Origin of the sequence: Pseudomonas salomonii (assembly GCF_900107155.1) — a bacterium.
Classification (GTDB): domain Bacteria; phylum Pseudomonadota; class Gammaproteobacteria; order Pseudomonadales; family Pseudomonadaceae; genus Aquipseudomonas; species Aquipseudomonas salomonii.
The window spans coordinates 149,349-169,479 of record NZ_FNOX01000005.1 but is presented as its reverse complement, the minus strand read 5'-3'; the positions used below and the strand labels follow the sequence as shown (position 1 = coordinate 169,479).

At 59.0% G+C, this 20,131-nt stretch carries 18 protein-coding genes; 8 read left to right on the top strand and 10 right to left on the bottom strand.

Annotation, left to right across the window (positions count from 1 at the left end):
• Positions 1-9 precede the first annotated feature (9 nt).
• Entirely contained in the window at positions 10-753 is a 744-nt protein-coding gene (gene cobA / locus BLV67_RS13260; protein ID WP_065929879.1) for a uroporphyrinogen-III C-methyltransferase, read from the top strand.
• 59 nt (positions 754-812) lie between these two features.
• On the opposite strand, the gene BLV67_RS13255 is transcribed toward cobA, so the two are convergent.
• The 8 genes from BLV67_RS13255 to ppsA all read right to left on the bottom strand — a co-directional run bounded on the left by BLV67_RS13255 (position 813) and on the right by ppsA (position 8,956).
• Positions 813-1,796: an OmpA family protein gene (locus BLV67_RS13255; protein ID WP_065929880.1), complete on the bottom strand. Its 984-nt coding sequence runs from the start codon at positions 1,794-1,796 to the stop codon at positions 813-815.
• 107 nt (positions 1,797-1,903) lie between these two features.
• A complete protein-coding gene (gene sigX, locus BLV67_RS13250) occupies positions 1,904-2,494 on the bottom strand; it encodes an RNA polymerase sigma factor SigX (protein ID WP_141722755.1) in 591 nt (196 codons plus the stop codon).
• A gap of 87 nt (positions 2,495-2,581) precedes the next feature.
• Complete coding sequence (locus BLV67_RS13245) at positions 2,582-3,406, bottom strand: mechanosensitive ion channel family protein (protein ID WP_003193288.1); 825 nt, start codon at positions 3,404-3,406, stop codon at positions 2,582-2,584.
• Between the two features lie 2 nt (positions 3,407-3,408).
• Positions 3,409-3,654, bottom strand: coding sequence for a hypothetical protein (locus BLV67_RS13240; protein ID WP_005790375.1), 246 nt, complete (start codon positions 3,652-3,654; stop codon positions 3,409-3,411).
• 86 nt (positions 3,655-3,740) lie between these two features.
• Positions 3,741-4,736: a zinc transporter ZntB gene (locus tag BLV67_RS13235; protein WP_065929882.1), complete on the bottom strand. Its 996-nt coding sequence runs from the start codon at positions 4,734-4,736 to the stop codon at positions 3,741-3,743.
• Between the two features lie 25 nt (positions 4,737-4,761).
• Entirely contained in the window at positions 4,762-5,250 is a 489-nt protein-coding gene (gene rraA / locus BLV67_RS13230; protein WP_170875840.1) for a ribonuclease E activity regulator RraA, read from the bottom strand.
• Positions 5,251-5,484: 234 nt separating this feature from the next.
• Positions 5,485-6,474, bottom strand: coding sequence for an alpha/beta fold hydrolase (locus BLV67_RS13225; protein WP_069788007.1), 990 nt, complete (start codon positions 6,472-6,474; stop codon positions 5,485-5,487).
• Between the two features lie 106 nt (positions 6,475-6,580).
• Positions 6,581-8,956 carry a phosphoenolpyruvate synthase gene (gene ppsA, locus BLV67_RS13220; protein WP_069788006.1) on the bottom strand — a complete coding sequence of 792 codons (2,376 nt, stop codon included), beginning with the start codon at positions 8,954-8,956 and terminating at the stop codon, positions 6,581-6,583.
• Positions 8,957-9,134: 178 nt separating this feature from the next.
• On the opposite strand from ppsA, the gene ppsR reads away from it, so the two are divergent.
• Positions 9,135-9,953, top strand: coding sequence for a posphoenolpyruvate synthetase regulatory kinase/phosphorylase PpsR (gene ppsR / locus BLV67_RS13215; protein WP_003193298.1), 819 nt, complete (start codon positions 9,135-9,137; stop codon positions 9,951-9,953).
• 64 nt (positions 9,954-10,017) lie between these two features.
• Here the strand turns inward: ppsR and BLV67_RS13210 are convergent, their stop codons facing one another.
• On the bottom strand, positions 10,018-11,442 hold the full coding sequence (locus BLV67_RS13210) for an aminotransferase-like domain-containing protein (protein WP_056861688.1): 1,425 nt from the start codon (positions 11,440-11,442) through the stop codon (positions 10,018-10,020).
• A 160-nt stretch (positions 11,443-11,602) separates the two neighbouring features.
• On the opposite strand from BLV67_RS13210, the gene BLV67_RS13205 reads away from it, so the two are divergent.
• Genes BLV67_RS13205 through BLV67_RS13185 form a run of 5 tightly spaced genes read left to right on the top strand, consistent with a single transcriptional unit; the run spans position 11,603 to position 17,088 of the window.
• Complete coding sequence (locus BLV67_RS13205) at positions 11,603-12,496, top strand: DMT family transporter (protein WP_167365880.1); 894 nt, start codon at positions 11,603-11,605, stop codon at positions 12,494-12,496.
• 35 nt (positions 12,497-12,531) lie between these two features.
• Positions 12,532-14,394, top strand: coding sequence for a molybdopterin-synthase adenylyltransferase MoeB (moeB, locus tag BLV67_RS13200; protein WP_069788004.1), 1,863 nt, complete (start codon positions 12,532-12,534; stop codon positions 14,392-14,394).
• A 15-nt stretch (positions 14,395-14,409) separates the two neighbouring features.
• Positions 14,410-15,324: a PLP-dependent cysteine synthase family protein gene (locus BLV67_RS13195; RefSeq protein WP_069788003.1), complete on the top strand. Its 915-nt coding sequence runs from the start codon at positions 14,410-14,412 to the stop codon at positions 15,322-15,324.
• Between the two features lie 37 nt (positions 15,325-15,361).
• Positions 15,362-16,354 (top strand): serine O-acetyltransferase, encoded by a 993-nt coding sequence (locus tag BLV67_RS13190; RefSeq protein ID WP_069788002.1) that lies wholly within the window; start codon positions 15,362-15,364, stop codon positions 16,352-16,354.
• A gap of 2 nt (positions 16,355-16,356) precedes the next feature.
• Complete coding sequence (locus BLV67_RS13185) at positions 16,357-17,088, top strand: alanyl-tRNA editing protein (protein WP_065929887.1); 732 nt, start codon at positions 16,357-16,359, stop codon at positions 17,086-17,088.
• Positions 17,089-17,149: 61 nt separating this feature from the next.
• Here the strand turns inward: BLV67_RS13185 and BLV67_RS13180 are convergent, their stop codons facing one another.
• Positions 17,150-18,172, bottom strand: a complete 1,023-nt coding sequence (locus BLV67_RS13180; protein ID WP_141722754.1) for a hypothetical protein — start codon at positions 18,170-18,172, stop codon at positions 17,150-17,152.
• A gap of 207 nt (positions 18,173-18,379) precedes the next feature.
• Between BLV67_RS13180 and BLV67_RS13175 the strand changes: the two genes are divergently transcribed.
• Positions 18,380-20,125: an ABC transporter permease gene (locus BLV67_RS13175; RefSeq protein ID WP_069788000.1), complete on the top strand. Its 1,746-nt coding sequence runs from the start codon at positions 18,380-18,382 to the stop codon at positions 20,123-20,125.
• The last annotated feature ends 6 nt before the right edge of the window (positions 20,126-20,131 follow it).

Below are 20,131 nucleotides of genomic sequence, written 5' to 3'. Positions count from 1 at the left end.
GGGATAAACATGAGCGCAAAAGTCTGGCTGGTAGGCGCAGGCCCCGGTGATCCGGAGCTGTTAACCCTCAAAGCGGTACGCGCCCTGCACGCGGCCGATGTGGTGCTGATCGATGACTTGGTCAACGCTAGGGTGCTGGAACACTGCCCGGACGCCAGGGTAGTCACCGTGGGCAAGCGCGGCGGCTGCCGTTCGACCCCCCAGGATTTTATCCAGCGCCTGATGTTGCGCTATGCGCGCCAAGGCAAATGCGTGGTACGGCTCAAAGGCGGCGACCCGTGTATCTTCGGCCGCGGCGGCGAAGAGGCGATGTGGTTGCGTGAACACGGGATTGAAGTGGAATTGGTCAACGGGATTACCGCGGGCCTGGCGGGTGCAACGAACTGCGATATTCCCCTGACGCTGCGCGGGGTCAGTCGCGGTGTGACGCTGGTCACTGCGCATACCCAGGATGACAGCAGCCTGAACTGGCGCGCCTTGGCCGAGGGCGGTACGACATTGGTGGTGTATATGGGCGTGGCGAAGCTGGAGGAGATTCGTCAGCAATTGCTGGAGGGCGCAATGGCAGCGGATATGCCGGTAGCGATGATCGAGAACGCTTCGTTGCCTCAGCAACGCGAGTGCCGGAGCACTCTGGCGCACATGCACACCGATGCACAGGTATTTGCTCTGAAAAGCCCGGCGATCCTGGTGATCGGCAGTGTTGCTGGCGCAGAGCAAGCCGCCTGCATTGCCGTGTCAGCGAGCGCCTGAGGCAAATTTCAGGCAAAAAAAAGCCCGGCCTAAGCCGGGCTTTTTCTACTACTCAGTAATTACTGAGCAGCTTGAGCTTCAACCGACGCTTCTACGCGACGGTTAACAGCGCGACCAGCTTCAGTTGCGTTGTCAGCAACTGGGCGGGATTCGCCGTAACCTACCGCGGTGATGCGGCTAGGAGCAACGCCGTCTTTAACCAGGACTTGCTTAACAGCGTCAGCACGACGCTGGGACAGCTTCTGGTTGTAAGCGTCTGGACCGATGGAGTCAGTGTGACCAGCAACTTCTACGTTGGTAGCTGGGTACTGAGCCATGAAGTCGGCCAGGTTTTTCACGTCGCCGTAGCTGTTAGGCTTAACAACGGACTTGTCGAAGTCGAACTTAACGTCCAGCTCAACACGAACAACCTGAGCAACTGGAGCTTCTGGCTCTGGAGTTGGCTCTGGAGCTGGTGCTGGGGTAGGAGCCGGAGCAGCTGCGCCGGCGTTACCGCCGAAGTTCACACCCAGGCCGACCAGTGCGGAGTAGTCCCACTTGCCGTTGTCCAGCGCGTAGTCAGCTTCAACACCGGCACGAGCGTACAGGTTGTTGGTGAAGTAGTACTTCACGCCAGCGCCGGCGATAGCCAGGGTGGACTGGTCGCGACCGCTGTGGCCGTCAGCTTTGACGTTGCCACGGCTTTGGTGGCCGAAACCGCCTTCTACGTATGGACGCAGGCTGTCAACGCCAGCCTGGCCGAAGTGGTACTGAGCAGTCACGCTGCTAGTATCGCCACCGATCTTCTGGCTACCAGTACCGTCGTTCGAACGGGTGTGGTTGGTTTTGTCGTAGGACAGGTTCAACGACAGGTCGTCGGTCAGGAAGTAACCAATGCGAGCGCCTGGGTTGAAGCCGTCTTCGATGTGCTTGACGCTATCGTTGTACTGCTTCTTGTAGAACAGCTCGCCTTCAACTGCGCCTTGGCCTTGTGCCAGTGCGCCGAAAGAAGTAGCGGCAATAAGAGAACCAATGGCAAAGCCCAAGGTGTTTTTCAGTTTCATCCGTTAAATCCCCATCTGGTGATTGTAAAGCAGTCCCACAAACCGGGGGACAACTCGGCGACAAGTCTAACAGAACTTGCCTACACGTAAGAGATATTTGCCACGCACTAAGTTTCAGTCTCGCCCGCAAATTTCTCACGTAATTTATCAAGAGCACGCTTGTAACGCATTTTTGTAGCACTCAAACCCATGTGCATGATGTCAGCAATTTCCTGAAACTCCAGCTCTGCGACAAATCGTAGCACCAGAATTTCACGGTCAATCGGATTCACATGCACCAACCAGCGATCAAGCCCGGTCTTTTCCTCGGGTACCGGCGCCTTTTCTTCAGACGCCTCCTCAAGGGGATCCAGGCTCAAAGCGTCCATCAAGCGACGCTTTCGCCGTTCCTTACGATACTGCGTGATGCACTCGTTGTACGTGATGCTATAGAGCCATGTCTTGAACTTCGATTTTCCCTCAAAGTTCTTCAGGCCGTATAGCACCTTGAGCATCACTTCCTGACAGACATCATCGGCGTCTCTATCGTTCCCCAAATACCTTGAACAAACGTTGAACAGAGTGCGTTGATATCTGCGCATCAATTCTTCGTACGCGCGTGTTACGTGAAACAGCTCCGTGTGCGAGCGCGCGACCAACTCCTCATCAGAGAGCTCACGGGGGTCATAGCGCATGGACAGCGTTTGGGCTTTATTCAAAACAAGTCGTGCCGACAGTCAGGTCAATGTCCGCTACAGCCCGGTCACCCGGGTTTGCGGCGGCGTACATTAGCAGGATTTGCCGGGTTAGCGGCTACTGACCTGCTGCTCGAGGAGAATCCGATTGGACAGCGATACCAGCTCACCGTCATCGGTCAGCACCGTCGTCTTGACCGTGCCGATCTCCTCGATTTGCCCTTCGACCTCGCCCACACGCACCTGTTGCCCAACCTGATACAGCTCACGCACATAGATTCCCGCAAGAATCTGACCGGCAATTTCCCGGCTTCCCAACCCCATGGCCAGTGCAACGGCCAGACCAACGGTAATCAAAACAATCACAATCACGTGGTTGAGCAGGTCGGTTTTGACCTCCAACTGGCTGATCGCGACGGAAATACTGATGATGATCACCAGCCCTTGGGCGATTCGCCCCAGGCCCGCAGCATAGTCCAGCCCCACGCCTTCAGCGGCCCCGCGCACCAGCCCGTTGGCCAGTTGCGCCAGCAAAACACCTACCAGCAACACCAGCGCGCCGCCGAAAACCTTCGGCAAATACAGCGCCAGCATGTCGAGCGTAGCTGAAACTCGCTCAAGTCCAAGGGATTGCGCCGCAGAAACCAGAAAAATAAGCAGAACGAACCAATAAACGATCTTCCCGATGAGGGTAGAGATCGGCACCTGTAACCCGGCGCGGCCCAGCAGCTTAGTCAGGCCCGTGCCCGCCATCAAGCGGTCCAGCCCCAATTTTGCGAGCAACTTGGACAGCAGGGTATCGAGCAACTTGGCCACGACAAAGCCCAGCAACACCAAAACCAGAGCACCAAACAGGTTGGGAATGAAATTCGCCACCTTGGTCCACAATGCGGTCATCGCGGTGACCAAGCTCTGGGTCCAGAGATCAAGTTCCATATTCAATCAGCCTTATCAGCAGTGCGAGCAAGAGGTTTACGACGCGAAACCGGCGATACGTGGGCCGAACCATTGTTCAGGGCCATCATCAACGCCGGCAACCAACGACCCAGCAGCCCGAACAGGTCACCCGCCCCCACCTGACGGTTGGCGGTTTTCAACACGCGGCCCAGGCAGGCATCGTCATCACGGTTGGATGGCGAAGCATTGAGCATGTCACGCAAAGACTGTTCGAACGGATCGTGCATAAAGACCTCTCGCAAGTGAGTTAAAAGACGAGGGTTAAATTCTTGGGGTCACATGTGACCCTGCCTGCGTTCAGGTCATATTCAGGTCAAACCCAGCGCAATCGTCGAAATAGCCACCATTGCCCCAGTGCTACCGAGACCATCAACAAGCAGGCAATCACAAATCCGTAGGGGCTGGCGGAGAAGGGAATCCCGCCCACATTTATGCCCAGCAAACCGGTCAGAAAACTCATCGGCAGGAAGATCCCGGTGATGATCCCGAAGCGGTACATGGTGCGATTCATGCGCACGCTCAAGCGCCGGTCTTCGGCCTCAAGTACCAGCCCCACGCGCTCCCGGGTCAGTTCGAGCTCTTCCAGGTAACGGGTCAGGCTGTTGTTCAATTCGTTCCAGTAGTCAGCATCGTCGTCACAGAACCACGGCAATTTGATCCGCGTCAGCTGGGCAAAAATATCCCGCTGCGGCGCCAGGAAACGCTTCAATCCCGCAGCCCGTCGGCGGATCTGCAACACGTTGCCGTGCTCCGGCGTATACCGTTCGTCGGCATCGAGTTTTTCTTCCTCTAAATCGACGACTTCGGACAGGTCGGTGACCAGATCCTGCACTTTATTGGTCAGGTACTGCGCCATATAAAGGATGAGTTCAGAGGCGGTTTTTGGCCCTTTGCCCTCCGCCAGTTGCACCAGCAGCTCGTCGGTAGCCCGCAATGGGCGCAAGCGCAGGGAAATCACGCGGCTGGCGGCCGCGAAAATACGCACCGAAACCATGTCTTCCGGCTCGGCGCCCGGATTGAGGTTGACCCCGCGCAGAAACAGCAGCAATTCGCTGTCCGGCAGCGGCAACAGGCGCGGACGGGTATTTTCCTCCAGCAACAGGTCGCAGGCGAATTCGCTCAGACCGCTGGATTTACGCAACCAGGTCTGGGTCTGGGGATGGCTGCGATCCCAATGCAGCCACAGGCTTTCCCGGGGCTGCAGCTGCAAATCGTCGAGCTCAGTCCGGGCAATCGAACGCGCACCGCCTTTACCGTCCAGCACCAGGGCATGCACCAGCCCCCACTGCGCGTTTTCTTCCTCGAACATCCTCACCCCTTTCGGCTACTGCGGTTTATTCAGGCATTTTCAGCGGGCTTGGCGAAACGATCACGCCATTATTGTCGGCATAGATGTATTCCCCCGGGCGGAAGGTGACGCCGGCAAACGTCACTACCACGTTCAGGTCGCCAATGCCGCGCTTGTCGGTCTTCATCGGGTGAGGCGCCAACGCCTGCACACCCAGGTCAGTCTGGGCGAGGACATCGACATCACGCACGCAACCGTAGATCACCAACCCTTCCCAGCCATTTTTTGCAGCTTTCTCGGCGATCATGTCGCCCAGCAGCGCGCGACGCAGGGAACCGCCGCCGTCGACCACCAGCACCTTGCCGGCGCCTGGTTGGTCGGCTTGTTCCTTGACCAGCGAGTTGTCTTCGAAGCACTTGATGGTGACGATTTCACCGCCAAAGGAGTCTCGGCCACCGAAGTTACTGAACATCGGCTCAACTACCTGCACCAGCTCCGGGTAGGCGTCGCACAGATCGGGCGTCACGTAATGGATCATCGGGAAACTCCTGTCATCAAGGAAGAGGTCGAACATCCCAGGGTGTACATCAGAAAAACGCGTCACAGCGGTTGAACTTTAAGTGCGCTCTCGTCAGTCGCGGCCATGATCAGACTCACACCGTCGCAACGCAATAGTCACTGCACGACTGAATATGACCAGAAACGTTTGCCGCGTCATATCTTAGCCGCAACCTCGCGCGAGTGAAACGCCCCTGGCAGAGCGGCTGCGTCAAACCATTGCGATGACCTGCAGCTCTGCCGCGAACAACGGTGTCAGCGGGTCTTTCAACCACTGCGCCACCAACGGCCACACTTCAGCCTGGGCGGCCTTGCTGACCAGCATCTCGACGTGTCCGAAATCCCCGCTGAAACCTTGCTTGCGCCCCAGGCACAGGTATTGGCGGTGCTCAGAGCCCACTTGTTCAAATAATTTGCGACACGCCCAGTCCGGATCCTGTTGATCGCCAGCAGCGCTGACCGCCAGCAGCGGCACGTCGACATCGGCCAGGCCTTTCCACCAGTCCTGCTTGCCATCGCCAAAACGACCGAACAGGCCATTCCAGCGCATCGCTTCGATCATCACGCCCGCCGGTTCGTCCTCGGGGCCGCGTTTGAGCCGTACGCCGGATACTTCACCAAAACGTTTCAAGAGCAACCGGCCGGTCCACTCCAGCGGCGGAATCTTCAATGGCCAGTGGGTGCGGCTGACCTGGCAACCAAACAGCGCCACCGACGCCACGGCTGGCGCGCCAAGGTGTTGACCGCCCAGGGCCGCTGCCAGGGCGGTGGCGCCCAGGGAGTGGCCTACCCAGTGCGGGATTTGTGCGCTTTGTTCTCGGACAAATGCGCCGATCGCCGGCAAATCGTAACGCGCGTAATCGGCGACGCGATTTCTGGCGTAGGCCTGATTGCGCTTGGACAGGCCATGGCCGCGCATTTCCGGGATCCATACATCAAATCCCTGACGCGCCAGGTAAGCGCCCAAGCCGATGCCTTTGGGCGAATACCAGAAGCGCCGATTGGAAAAACTACCGTGCAATAAAATAACCGGCGTGCCCCGGTTTTCCGGGGCATCCGCCAGGCCCAAACGGGTCACAGCCAGCTCGACGGTGCCGTCGGGGCTGTTACCGGGTTTGAGGCGGTACACATCTTCACTCAGGTCGCCACGACGTTCAGCGCTGATCAAGGCGACGGGAAATAGGTTGCTGCTGCTTTGCATAATGCTCTTGCACAAAAAAGGGCGGCGTCCGGATGGAGTTCCGCCCTGTACAGATAAGAATGCCGGTCACCCAGGCTGGGGGACCGGCACTTTTGACGTCACGCCTTTAAGCGGACGCTTGGCCTTCCGCCAGGAAGAACCAGGTTTCCAGCACGGAGTCGGGGTTCAAGGAAACGCTTTCGATACCCTGTTCCATCAGCCATTTGGCCAGGTCCGGGTGGTCGGAAGGGCCTTGGCCGCAGATGCCGATGTACTTGCCGGCCTTGTTACAGGCCTGGATAGCATTGGCCAGCAGCTTCTTGACCGCAGGGTTACGCTCATCAAACAGGTGCGCGATGATCCCCGAGTCACGGTCCAGGCCCAGGGTCAGCTGGGTCAGGTCGTTGGAGCCGATGGAGAAACCGTCGAAGAACTCCAGGAACTCTTCGGCCAGGATGGCGTTGGACGGCAGTTCGCACATCATGATCACGCGCAGGCCGTTTTCGCCGCGAGTCAGGCCGTTTTCAGCCAGCAGGTCGACGACTTGGCTCGCTTCGCCCAGGGTGCGTACAAACGGCACCATGATCTCGACGTTGGTCAGGCCCATCTCGTTGCGCACGCGCTTGAGGGCACGGCATTCCAGCTCGAAGCAGTCGCGGAAGGCTTCGCTGATGTAACGCGAAGCGCCACGGAAGCCCAGCATCGGGTTTTCTTCTTCGGGCTCGTAGAGTTTGCCGCCGATCAGGTTGGCGTACTCGTTGGACTTGAAGTCCGACAGGCGCACGATGACCTTTTTCGGGTAGAACGCCGCCGCCAGGGTGCTGATGCCTTCCACCAGCTTCTCGACGTAGAAACCCACCGGGTCGTTGTAGCCGGCAATGCGTTTGTCGACGCTTTCCTTGATCTCCAGCGGCAGGCCGTCGTAGTTCAGCAGGGCCTTGGGGTGCACGCCGATCATGCGGTTGATGATGAACTCGAGACGGGCCAGGCCCACACCGGCGTTCGGCAACTGTGCGAAATCGAAGGCGCGGTCGGGGTTACCGACGTTCATCATGATCTTGAACGGCAGGTCCGGCATGGCATCGATGGAGTTTTGCTTGATGTCGAAGCCCAGCTCACCTTCAAAGATGAAGCCGGTGTCGCCTTCGGCGCAGGACACCGTCACACCCTGACCGTCTTTCAACAGTTGGGTGGCGTTGCCGCAACCCACAACTGCAGGAATCCCCAACTCACGGGCAATAATCGCTGCGTGGCAGGTACGCCCGCCACGGTTGGTGACGATGGCGCTGGCGCGTTTCATCACCGGCTCCCAGTCCGGGTCGGTCATGTCGGAGACCAGCACGTCGCCGGGCTGGACTTTGTCCATTTCGGACACGTCATTGATGATCCGCACCTTGCCGGCGCCGATGCGCTGGCCGATGGCGCGGCCTTCCACCAGCACGGTGCCGGTTTCTTTCAACAGGTAGCGTTCCATCACGTTGGCCGAAGTGCGGCTCTTCACGGTTTCCGGGCGCGCTTGCACGATGTACAGCTTGCCGTCGTCACCGTCCTTGGCCCACTCGATGTCCATCGGGCACTTGTAGTGCTTTTCGATGATCATCGCTTGTTTGGCCAGTTCGCTGACCTCTGCGTCGGTCAGGCAGAAACGCGCACGTTCGGCCTTGTCGACTTCAACGGTTTTCACCGAGCGACCGGCCTTGGCCTCGTCGCCGTAGATCATCTTGATGGCCTTGCTGCCCAGGTTGCGGCGCAGGATGGCTGGGCGGCCGGCCTCAAGGGTGTGTTTGTGGACGTAGAATTCGTCCGGGTTGACCGCGCCTTGCACGACGGTTTCGCCCAGGCCGTAGGCGCCGGTGATAAACACCACGTCACGGAAACCCGATTCGGTGTCCAGGGTGAACATCACACCGGCGGTGCCGGTTTCCGAACGCACCATGCGCTGCACACCGGCAGACAGGGCCACCAGCTTGTGGTCGAAACCCTGGTGTACGCGGTAGGAAATAGCGCGGTCATTGAACAACGAGGCAAACACTTCCTTGGCGGCGCGGATCACGTTTTCAACGCCGCGGATGTTCAGGAAGGTTTCCTGCTGGCCGGCAAAGGAGGCGTCCGGCAAGTCTTCGGCGGTGGCCGAGGAGCGCACGGCAACGGCCATGTCCGGGTTGCCGGCCGACAATGCCGCAAAGGCGGTACGGATTTCTTCGTTGAGCTTCTCGGGGAACTCGGCGTCCATGATCCATTGGCGGATCTGGCTGCCGGTTTTCGCCAGGGCATTGACGTCATCGACATCCAGAGCGTCCAGCGCGGCGTGGATCTGGGCGTTAAGGCCGCTCAGCTCGAGGAAATCGCGGTAAGCCTGGGCCGTGGTGGCGAAACCACCGGGCACCGAGACGCCAGCGCCTGCAAGATTACTGATCATCTCGCCGAGGGATGCGTTCTTGCCCCCCACATGCTCTACATCATGGACGCCGAGCTTATCGAGGGAAACTACGTACTCTACCAAGGTGATCTCTCCACTTTCTGTGTTGGAAAAGCTCAGGACGCCGGCAGCTCAGTAGGAGCAAACGCCAGCGCTTGTGGCCTGGACCTGGAAAATAAGTGAGAATGCGGCCCACTGCGGGACGGCAAAATCGCGCCTATCATATCCAAGATTCGCCATCAGCTTAAGGCCCAGGGCTCAAATGAAACGATCTGCTTTCTTTATTTCCGACGGCACCGGCATTACAGCCGAAACATTGGGCCAGAGCCTGCTCGCGCAGTTCGAAAACATTACCTTCGCCAAATTCACGCGGCCGTATATAGACAGCGTGGATAAAGCGCGGGCCATGGTACAACAAATCAATCTGGCGGCTGAAAAAGACGGTTTTCGCCCGATCATTTTCGACACCATCGTCAACCAGGACATTCGTGAGATCCTGGCAACCTCCAATGGTTTCATGATCGACATCTTCTCCACGTTCCTGGCGCCATTGGAACAGGAGCTGAGTGAACATTCCTCCTATTCCGTGGGCAAGTCCCATTCCATTGGCCATAACTCCAACTATATGGAGCGTATCGAGGCGGTGAACTTCGCCCTCGACAACGATGACGGCGCTCGCACCCACTACTATGACAAGGCCGACTTGATCCTGGTGGGGGTGTCTCGCTGCGGCAAGACCCCGACCTGCCTGTACATGGCCATGCAATTCGGTATCCGTGCGGCCAACTACCCGCTCACCGAAGACGACATGGAGCACCTGACGCTGCCTGCCGCCCTGCGTGCGCATTCCCACAAGCTGTTCGGCCTGACCATCGACCCGGACCGTCTTACCGCCATCCGCAACGAGCGCAAGCCCAACAGCCGCTACTCCAGCTATGCCCAGTGCGAATTCGAAGTGCGCGAAGTGGAAAATCTGTTCCGTCGCGAGAACATTGCGCACATCAATTCCACGCATTTTTCGGTGGAAGAGATTTCGGCGAAAATTCTGGTGGAGAAAGGTGTGGAACGCCGCTTCAAGTAACACCGCATTCAAAATGTGGGAGCGGGCTTGCTCGCTCCCACATTAGGTCGGTGTATATGCTTGCCTACAGCTGAAACCTGTCACCGCCCTGCCCCAGCGCGGTGGCGAGCGCGTCAAAGCCCTCACGCAGCAACTGATCGTCACCCGACGTATTACAGATACTCGCCCGAATAAACTGCGGCACCGCCGTCTGCCCTACGGCAAACGCCTCTGCGGTGGCGATCAGATAATTATTCTGCTTGAGCTCCGCCTCGATTTCCGACGCACGCCAGGGCTCCGGCACTTCAATCCAGAAATGCGGGCTGTTGAGGTGAGTGCGGTATTCCAAACCCACCAGCAGATCACGCACCAGGGCCTTGCGCCGGCTGATCTCGTTGATTTGCTGGCGCAGCAGGTATTCCGCCGTGCCGTTTTCGATCCACTGTGTCGCCAGCTCCAGCGTCACCGGCGTGGCCATCCAGCAGGTCGAGCGCAAGGCCGCTGAAATCCGGCTGACCAAGGCCGGTGGCGCATGCACATACCCCACGCGCAAACCGGCAGACACCGCCTTGCTCAGGCTGCTGATCAAAATCGTACGCTCGGGGGCGAAAAAGCTCAGCGGCGGCGGGCGATCTTCCACCAACACGCCGTGGGCTTCGTCTTCCAGAATCAGCAGATTATGCTCGCGGCACACCTTGGCCAGCGCTTCCCGGCGTGCAACGGACAGCACGGCCGTGGTCGGGTTCTGGATCGTCGGGGTGCAGTACAACGCCGAAACCCGGTGATTACGACAGACTTCATCCAGCGCACCGGGCAGCACGCCTTCATCATCCATCTCCAGGCCGATCAGCCGTACACCGAGCATGCGTGCGGCGGTGATAAGCCCTGGGTAAGTCAGTTGCTCAGTGACCACCGTATCCCCCGCCCGCAGCAACGCCATCATGGCGCAGAGCAGGCCATGCTGGCCGCCATTGACGCAGATGACCTGCTCGGGAATCGGATGAAAATCGCGCTGCACCAGCCATTGCGCACCGGCCTCGCGGTAGCGCGGCAAGCCGGCGTCCGGCGTGTAGGCGCTGATGTCCTGGAGGAACTTGGCGTTGGTCGACAAGGTTTGGAAGCTTTGGGCCAGGAACACCGTTTCTTGCCCGGGAATGTGCATGTTGCGGCTCATGTCGAAGTACTGGCGCGGCTCTTCGCTGACGTTGCGAAAGCCTTCATCACGCTGACGCTCCATCCCACGCTTGCGCACGAAGGTGCCGTCACCGACACGCGCAACCACTAACCCCAATCGCTCCAGCTCGCCGTAGGCGCGGCTGATGGTGCCGATGGTCACGCCGAGATTATCGGAAAGCACCCGATGGGGCGGCAGTTTGCGCCCCGGCTCAATCAAGCCTTCAAGGATGCCCCGCTCCATCACATCGGACAGGCGTTTGTACTTCACGCCCTGACCGCTGGCCAACCCCTCACGCATAATTGACACCATGTCAATATTTGTTTTGACAGCCATCATTCGCCCTAATAGTGTGCTTTTACGGGTTCAATCACCGAATGAAACAACTTAATACACAGTCAATATAGAGTTCAATTCCGGCTCAGGGAAGCAATAAACGATGCCAATGTCCGCCGTTCTTGAAAACACTACAAAAACAAAAAATCAGAAACAGTGGTTGGCCGGTCTGGTCACCAGCGTGATGTTTCTTATCGTGTGCCTGAGTTGGGGCACCACCTGGCTGGGCATCAAGATCGCCGTCGAAAGCGTGCCGCCGCTGACGTCTGCCGGGCTGCGCTTTCTGATCGCGTTCCCGTTGTTCCTGTGTTTTGCCCTGGTGCGCCGCGAGCCGATCCTGTTCCCGCGTGAAAGCCGCTGGTTCTTCGTATTCGTGACCCTGTCGTATTTCAGCGTTCCCTATTACTTGCTCAACTACGGCGAAATGCATGTGTCGTCCGGCCTCACCGCGCTGCTGTTCAGCTGCATGCCGGTGTTCATCCTGATTTTCTCCGCGCTGTTTTTGCGCGAACGCATCTACTTTTCCCAGGTGCTCGGCATCGGCATCGGTTTCGGCAGCCTCTACATGATCATCAAGAGCCAGGGCCTGCACCTGGACCACGCCGAATTCTTCGGCGTGCTGGCGATTCTGACCGCCGCGATCATGCATGCCTTGTGCTACGTCATCACCAAGCAAAAAGGCAGCGCCATCAGCGTGATTACCTACAACACACTGCCCATCGGTATCGCAGGGCTGATGCTGTTCGTGGCCGGCCTGTGGTTTGAAACACCGACCTTCGAAAACATCACCCTGCGCTCGTGGAGTGCGCTGTTCTACCTCGGGCTGGTGGCGTCGGTGGGCGGGTTTATTGTGTATTTCATGCTGCTCAAACGTTTGAGCCCGATCATTTTGTCGTTCGTGTTCATTATTTTCCCGGTGTTCGCGGTGATCATCGGCGCCTGGTACGAAGGCGTGGAGATTTCCCGTGACCTGATGCTGTACTCGGCCATTCTGCTGGCAGGTTTTGCAATCACCAAGTTGCCGGTTGAAAAACTCCTGGCCAAGAAAAATTGACCCTTAAACCACAACGACAACAACGCGAGAGAAACATGGAAGTCCTCCGCCCCACCGCTCTGGAACAGATCTATGCCCATGCCAGCTGCAGCTACCCGGACGAATGCTGCGGTTTTGTCTTCGCCGATGGCAGTGTGTACCTGGGCAACAATATCCAGAATGAGTTGCACCACAAGAACCCCGAGATGTACCCGCGCAGCGCGGCCAATGGCTATACCTTTTCGGTGGCCGACACCCTGCTGCTGAACAAGGCGTTTCGCAGCGACAACCCGGTGGTGGTGATTTACCACTCCCACCCGGACGTCGGCGCCTATTTCAGTGATGAAGACCAGGACAAGGCACTGTTCCTGGGTGAGCCGATCCACCCCGTCAGCTACCTGGTGGTGGACGTGCGCCAGGGCCAGGCCCTGGGCTCAAAGCTGTTTGCCTGGGATGGCAAGCAATTCGCCCTTAAACCCTTCAACGACCTGCACACGGAGTTGTCCATGAACGCTGTCTCTTTCCCCGATATCCTGGTTCGCGTGGCCAAGCTGCCGGAATCGACCCTTGAGGGCACTGGATCGACATTGCGCGAAGTCATTGAAAACCTCTGCAGCAGCCACCCGCAGCTGCGCTCGCACCTGTTCCACGAAAACAACAACCAGCTCAAGGAACACTTCCTGTTCACCGCCGAAGAAGCATTGATCGGCGCCGATGAACCCTTGCCGGAAAAGGCCAGGATCGAAGTGCTGCTGGCCACCTCCGGCGGCATGGATGTCGACGCACTGAGCAATGAAGAAGTCCAGCGCTATGTGCGCCATATCACCCTGCCCGGCGTCGGCCGTGAAGGCCAGTTGAACCTCAAAAAAGCCAAGGTGCTGATCATCGGCACCGGCGGCCTGGGCTCGCCCATCAGCCTGTACCTCGCGGCAGCCGGCATCGGCACCCTGGGCCTGGTGGATTTCGATGTGGTCGAGAGCAGCAACCTGCAACGCCAGATCGTGCACGGCAACAGCACCCTGGGCATGCCCAAGGTCGAGTCGGCCAAGCGGCGGCTGCAAGACCTCAACAGCCATATCCAGATCAATGCCCACAACACCGCCCTCAATGCCGACAATGCGCTGGAGCTGGTCGGCGCTTATGACCTGGTGATCGACGGCACTGATAATTTCGACACCCGCTACCTGGTCAACGATGCCTGCGTGCAATTGGGCAAGCCGTTGGTGTACGGCGCCATCTACCGTTTCGACGGGCAGATCAGCGTGCTCAACTACAAAGGCGGGCCGTGCTACCGCTGCCTGTTTCCTTCAGCACCGCCGGCCGAGTTGGCACCCAATTGCAGCGCCGGTGGCGTGATCGGTGTGCTGCCGGGTGTGGTCGGCATGATCCAGGCCACCGAAGCGATCAAATTGCTCATCGGCATCGGCGAACCGCTGTCGGGCCGCCTGATGCGCTTCGACGCGCTGGCCATGAAGTTCAGCGAGATCCGCTTCAAACGCCGTGCCGACTGCCCATGCTGCTCAGACCTGCGCCACAGCGAAAACGTCGCGCCTGCCGTTTGCGCGGATGCCGTTCCGAGCCAGCCCGCATTGGCCGAAGAGCGCTACATCAAACCACGCGTGCTCAAGCAACTGCTCGAACACCCACGCAGCGCCGACGTGTTGCTGGATGTGCGCGACGCCAGCGAGCTGGAAGTGTGCAAATTGCCGGGCGTGGTGCATATCCCGCTGGCCGAACTGGACGGGCAATTGGGCAGCCTGAGCCGCGACAATACCCATTACCTGATCTGCTACGCCGGAACCCGCGCCGAGCAAGCGGCCAGCACTCTGCTGGCCGCCGGCTTCGCCAATACCAAAGTCCTGCAGGGCGGCATGAAACATTGGGTTCGCGACGTCGAACCCGACATGCCTTTGTACTGATCCGGGGGCTGAGCGATGTTGCATAACTCCATTCTCGACGTGATCGGCCATACGCCGATCGTGCGCCTGGCGCAGTTTTCCGAAGACCTCGGCATCGAGGTCTACGCCAAGCTCGAATCCCTCAACCCTGGCGGCAGCCACAAGGCGCGTATCGCCCTGGGCATGATCCTCGACGCAGAACGTCGAGGTGTGCTGATTCGCGATTCCGGGCAAACCATCATCGAGCCCAGCGGCGGCAATACCGGCATTGGCCTGGTGATGGCCGGCAATGTGCTGGGCTACAAAGTGGTGCTGGTGATCCCTGACAACTACAGCCCCGAGAAGCAGAAACTGCTGCGCCTGTACGGCGCCAAGGTGGTGCTGTCGGACAGCCGCCTCGGGAACAATTCCCACGGCGAAAAGTGCATGGAACTGCAGTTGGAAAACCCCAATTTCGTGATGCTCAACCAGCAGCGCAACGGCGCCAACCCGCAGACCCACCGCGACACCACCGCACCGGAAATCCTCCGCGCCTTCGGTGAACAGCGCGTGGACTATTTCGTCAGCGGCATCGGCACCGGTGGCCATATCACGGGCATCGGCGAAACCCTCAAGGCGACCTGGCCTGCGATGCGCGTCATGGGCGTGGAGCCGGAAGAATGCGACCTGCTCAAGGACCAGCACGCGCCGCACCATATCCAGGGCCTGTCGATCGGCTTGATCCCGAGCATTCTTAACGTGGGTGTCATTGACGGCATGCTCAAGGTCTCGCGCCTGGCCTGCATCGACATGATGAAACGCATCATGCGCACCGACGCCATCAGCCTGGGTTTGTCTTCGGCCGCCAACATGGTGGCCATCGCCCAACTCGCCCCCGAACTCCCGCCCGAAACGGTGGTGTTGACCATGGTCTACGACAATGCCGACAGCTACCTGCCCAATTTCGAATAACCGGTTTTTCAACCAACCAGACTGTGGGGGTGCCTCCATGGGGGGCTTTATCGACATGCAACAGTTGCACGATGAGTTGCTGACCCACCTCATCCAGACCCTGACGCCTGCGCAGATGAAGCAGTTGGAACCGCATTTGGCGCCATTGATCCAGAATGCCGCCCAGGCCGTGGCAGAGGACTTGATTGCCTATGCCTACCGCGACCCGGCATCCCGTGGGCGGGGCGAACTGATCCTGGAGTCCTACGCCTCGTTCAAGGCGGTGTTGTTCTACCGGCTGGCACACTTGGTGTGGAATTTTCCCGACCAGGCCAACGGTCTGTTCTCACGCATGGCCCTCAAGCTCAGCAACCAGGGCAAAATCCTCTCCGGCGCCGAAATCCACCCTGCAGCCCGGATCGGCCGGCGCTTTGTGCTGGACCACGGTTTCGGCACCGTGATCGGCGAAACCTGCGAGATCGGCAACGATTGCTACATCCTCTGCGGCGTGACCCTCGGTGCCCGAGGCATTGCCAACAACCCGGACGGCAAACGCCACCCGCGCCTGGGCAATAACGTCGAGGTCGGCTCCGGGGCGCGCGTGCTGGGCTATGTGCAGATTGGCGACAACGTGTTTATCAGCCCTTCGTGTGTGATCACCCAGGATGTACCGGCGGGCACCAAGGTCAAGGTGGTCAACCAGATCCAGTTACAAAAGAACGCCGAATCGGATCACAGCAATTACCTGGGGGCTTTCGCGCTGGATGAGCGTTTGCACGTGGTCGGCGAAGTCAGCGCCAGCCACAAGGTCACGGTGCTGGATGCCGACTTTCACCCTTTGCACGGGCTGATGCTGGAGCCCACGGTGGAGGAGCGTCATCACTTGCAGTTTCGCCTGCGTCGCCTGGACACCGGCGACCATCTGCCCCGCTTGCCGCTGAACCTGAAAGTCTGTGGCCCCGAATTTGAGATCACCCTGCTCTCCCCGCCTGGCTTGAGCGCAATGGTGCGTCACCTGCTGCAAGCCAGCCCACTGATCGTCGGAGGTTGAACATGTCCGTGCATACCATGGAAACCCTGGCGCTGTTTGACAGCGCGCCCTACCAGAACGCTTTCAACGCCCGGGTGATTGCCGTCAGCGAACAGGGCATTGCCCTGGAACACACGCTGTTCTACCCCACCGGCGGCGGGCAGCCGGGCGACACCGGGCACCTGACCCTGGCCGATGGCACGCGGGTCAACGTGACCGGCACCGTGCGCGACCCGGTGTTGCGCTCGATCATCTGGCACCAGGTTGAACATTGCCCCGAGCAATTGACGGCCGGCGTACAGGTGGATGCCGGCCTGGATTGGGAACGGCGCTACCAGCACATGAAAATGCACACCTGCCTGCACCTGCTGTGCTCGATCATTGATGCGCCCGTCACCGGCTGCAGCATCAGCGCAGACAAAGGCCGCCTGGACTTCGACTTACCGGAAATGACCCTCGACAAGGACAGCATCACCCGCGACCTCAATGCCTTGATCGAACAAGCCCATGGGGTGAAAACCTTGTCGATGCCCGCTTCGGAATACTCGACCCTGCTGCAGATCACCCGCACCCAGGCGGTGGCGCCACCGGTCATCCAGGGCTCAGTGAGGGTAATAGAAATCGCCGGGATCGATATCCAGCCCTGCGGTGGCACCCATGTGATCAACACCGAAGAAATCGGCCGGGTGTTCTGCGAAAAAATTGAGAAGAAGAGCAAGCACAACCGCCGGGTGATCCTGCGGTTTGAGGGATAAAGTACGCAATTCGGCCAAGCGTGGGCGCCGGAGACCACGCTTGCCGCAGTGAAGCTAAGCCCTACTGTTTCGCCTCATCAAGGTGTTTTCTCAACACCTTTACCTGTTCCTCAAGCATTGAAATTTGCGTGCTGTAATAGGACTTCATCTCAGCAATACCCGCTTCGATATTAGCGTTGTCCACCCTGAATTGATCAGAGGTGGGCGCTGCCTGCGTGGGTGACTCGCTGGGCGAATCCGCCGGCTCATCGCGGGTGGTCATCATGGACTTATCCGTCGGCGTCCGGGTTTCAGCTGTGCTCATCGTCTTGACGTGCTCAGTCATACTTTTAAGCTCCTTGCCCAACGCTTCAAAGGCCTGCGTCATCTGCTGCATCAGCCTGCTGATATCTGCGCGTAACTGCGTATTCAGCTTGAGTGCCTCCTCAAGATCCTGACCCTGGGCAACTTCAGTTGTCTGGCCGTCCGGAACAACCGGGTTAACCGGTTCCTGAGACGTTTGAGGCAGTTCGATGGGAGCCTCATCGGCGCCTTTGCGTGGAGCACTCAGTTGCTCACGCAGTTCGACAATTTCGTTTTTGAGTTTGACGATTTTGCCCTCGCACTCTGTGATAAACGCCTTGAAGTCGATCAGGAGCTGGTTATTTTTACCCACCAACTCCAGCGTCTCATCCTGTGAGCCCGCCTTTTGCAATTGCGGCGGGTTAACGAGGGTGCTGTGGCTCGATAACTGACCGCGCTGCTCTGGCGTCATGGGGGGCCGAGGCGCTGCAGCATCGCCCTGTGTGCCGACATCACTTGAGGTATCGGCCTTGCTGTCCTGACGGGGCGGCTTCGAATGTTGAGACGCTTCGTGGCCCACAGGGTAATTCGTTTGTGGCGGGGTATTTACGCTAATCATAAGATGCTTTCTCAAATCCAGATGATGCTGAGTGGTGGGTTGGCAGAGACTTGCTGCGGCAAGCGATCTGACCCATTGATTGGCATTTGTCTGAAAGCGGTTCCTGAAATACAGGATGTGTGGGTAGCTAATTATGTCGGCAGCGCAATCAGCCCTTTCCTGAAGGTTGATCAACTCAGGCAAAACGGATGCCCAAGCCGCAGTTCGTACAGGAAACTGACAGCAAATTTATGCGCTTGTAACATTCAGAAACGTACAATCCCGCCTGCAACCTCTCGTTGCCCCTGACTCACGAACACAGCGCCCGCCCTTCTCGGTGGGGCATTCGTGCAGCAGCTAAGCTCACCCCCATTACGCCCCTGAACCTGAACGCTGCAGGACTGAATGCCTATGAACAAAGTGTTCCGCGATTACCTGCCGGCATCCACTCTGCGCTTGCTGCCCAACCGCTGGGATCTGGTCGCGCTGCCGCTGGTGATCGGCTTTCTGCTGTTTTTCTCCCTCACGGCCCGGGAAACCTGGGCGCCCATCGCCACGTTGCAGAGTGAAGTCATTTCCCTGGACCCGGCCAACCTGCCGGAATACGCAATGCGCACCACGATGCGCATGCTCGCGGCCATGGTCGCGGCGCTGGTGTTCACCTTGCTGTACGGCACCCTGGCGGCCAAAAGCCGGCGCGCTGAAAAGCTGCTGGTGCCGGTGCTCGATATCCTGCAATCGGTGCCGGTACTCGGCTACATCTCATTCACGGTGACGTTCTTCCTGCTGCTGTTCCCCGGGCGTGTACTCGGCGCCGAGCTTGCGGCGATTTTTGCGATCTTCACCAGCCAGGCCTGGAACATGACGTTCAGCTTCTATCAGTCGCTGCGCATGCTGCCCCACGACTTGGTGGAGGTGTCGACCAACCTGCGGCTTTCCGGCTGGCAGAAATTCTGGAAGCTCGATGTGCCATTCGCCATGCCGGGGCTGGTGTGGAACATGATGATGAGCATGTCCGGCGGCTGGTTCTTCGTAGTGGCTTCCGAAGCCATCACCGTCGGCGACAAGACCATCACCCTGCCGGGCGTCGGTTCGTACCTGGCCTTGGCGATCGCCCAGAAAGACCTGCACGCCGTGGGTTACGTGATTTTGGCGATGATTGTGGTGATCCTGCTGTACGACCAGTTGCTGTTCCGCCCGCTGGTGGCCTGGGCTGACAAGTTCCGCATGGAAACCACCGCATCCCAGGGCGCGGCGCCACAATCCTGGCTGTTGAACCTGATCCAGCGCACGCGCATCGTGCAGCGCATCCTGCGCCCCATCACCCGTGCCTTCAGCCGGATCGGCAATAAGCGTTTCAGCCTGGCGGGTGGTGCGTTCAAGGCGTTGCCGGCTGAAACACCGGCAGCCTCAAAAGTGATCGACTGGGTGTGGGGCACGCTGATTGCGCTGCTGGCCGCGTATGCGCTGTACCACATCGTGCTATACGTCGGCACCGAAGTGACCCTCGCCGAAGTCGGCCATGTCTTTGTACTGGGCCTGATCACCTTGCTGCGGGTGGCCGGGCTGATCCTGATCGCCTCGCTGATCTGGGTGCCGTTGGGCGTGATGATCGGCTTGCGCCCTGCGTTGGCGGAAAAAATCCAGCCGTTGGCGCAGTTTCTCGCGGCCTTCCCGGCAAACCTGTTGTTCCCGGTGTTTGTGATCGTGATCCTGCACTACAACCTCAACCCGGATATCTGGCTGAGCCCGCTGATCGTGCTGGGCACCCAGTGGTACATCCTGTTCAACGTGATTGCCGGCGCCAGTGCCTTCCCCAATGACTTCAAGGAAGCCGCCGCCAACTTCCGCATTCGCGGCTGGCTGTGGTGGCGCAAGGTGATGCTGCCGGGGATCTTTCCCTATTACGTCACCGGCGCCATTACTGCCTCGGGCGGTGCCTGGAACGCCAGCATCGTGTCCGAGTACGTGTCCTGGGGCCAGGACAACGTGGTCGCCCATGGGCTGGGCGCCTACATCGCGCAAACCACCGCCGCCGGCGACTTTCCGAAAATTGCCCTGGGCGTGGTGGTGATGTCGATTTTTGTGGTGGCGTTCAACCGCGCGGTCTGGCGACCGATGTACGCCATCGCTGAAAACAAACTTCGTCTGAATTGATGGGAT

Bases quoted from the DNA above. Each gene is read 5' to 3' on its own strand.
- BLV67_RS13190 (WP_069788002.1), top strand. From the start codon at position 15,362: ATGGGGGGCTTTATCGACATGCAACAGTTGCACGATGAGTTGCTGACC.
- BLV67_RS13185 (WP_065929887.1), top strand. From the start codon at position 16,357: ATGTCCGTGCATACCATGGAAACCCTGGCGCTGTTTGACAGCGCGCCC.
- moeB (WP_069788004.1), top strand. From the start codon at position 12,532: ATGGAAGTCCTCCGCCCCACCGCTCTGGAACAGATCTATGCCCATGCC.
- BLV67_RS13255 (WP_065929880.1), bottom strand. From the start codon at position 1,796: ATGAAACTGAAAAACACCTTGGGCTTTGCCATTGGTTCTCTTATTGCC.
- BLV67_RS13225 (WP_069788007.1), bottom strand. From the start codon at position 6,474: ATGCAAAGCAGCAGCAACCTATTTCCCGTCGCCTTGATCAGCGCTGAA.
- BLV67_RS13245 (WP_003193288.1), bottom strand. From the start codon at position 3,406: ATGGAACTTGATCTCTGGACCCAGAGCTTGGTCACCGCGATGACCGCA.
- BLV67_RS13195 (WP_069788003.1), top strand. From the start codon at position 14,410: ATGTTGCATAACTCCATTCTCGACGTGATCGGCCATACGCCGATCGTG.
- BLV67_RS13235 (WP_065929882.1), bottom strand. From the start codon at position 4,736: ATGTTCGAGGAAGAAAACGCGCAGTGGGGGCTGGTGCATGCCCTGGTG.
- BLV67_RS13210 (WP_056861688.1), bottom strand. From the start codon at position 11,442: ATGGCTGTCAAAACAAATATTGACATGGTGTCAATTATGCGTGAGGGG.
- ppsR (WP_003193298.1), top strand. From the start codon at position 9,135: ATGAAACGATCTGCTTTCTTTATTTCCGACGGCACCGGCATTACAGCC.
- cobA (WP_065929879.1), top strand. From the start codon at position 10: ATGAGCGCAAAAGTCTGGCTGGTAGGCGCAGGCCCCGGTGATCCGGAG.
- BLV67_RS13240 (WP_005790375.1), bottom strand. From the start codon at position 3,654: ATGCACGATCCGTTCGAACAGTCTTTGCGTGACATGCTCAATGCTTCG.
- BLV67_RS13175 (WP_069788000.1), top strand. From the start codon at position 18,380: ATGAACAAAGTGTTCCGCGATTACCTGCCGGCATCCACTCTGCGCTTG.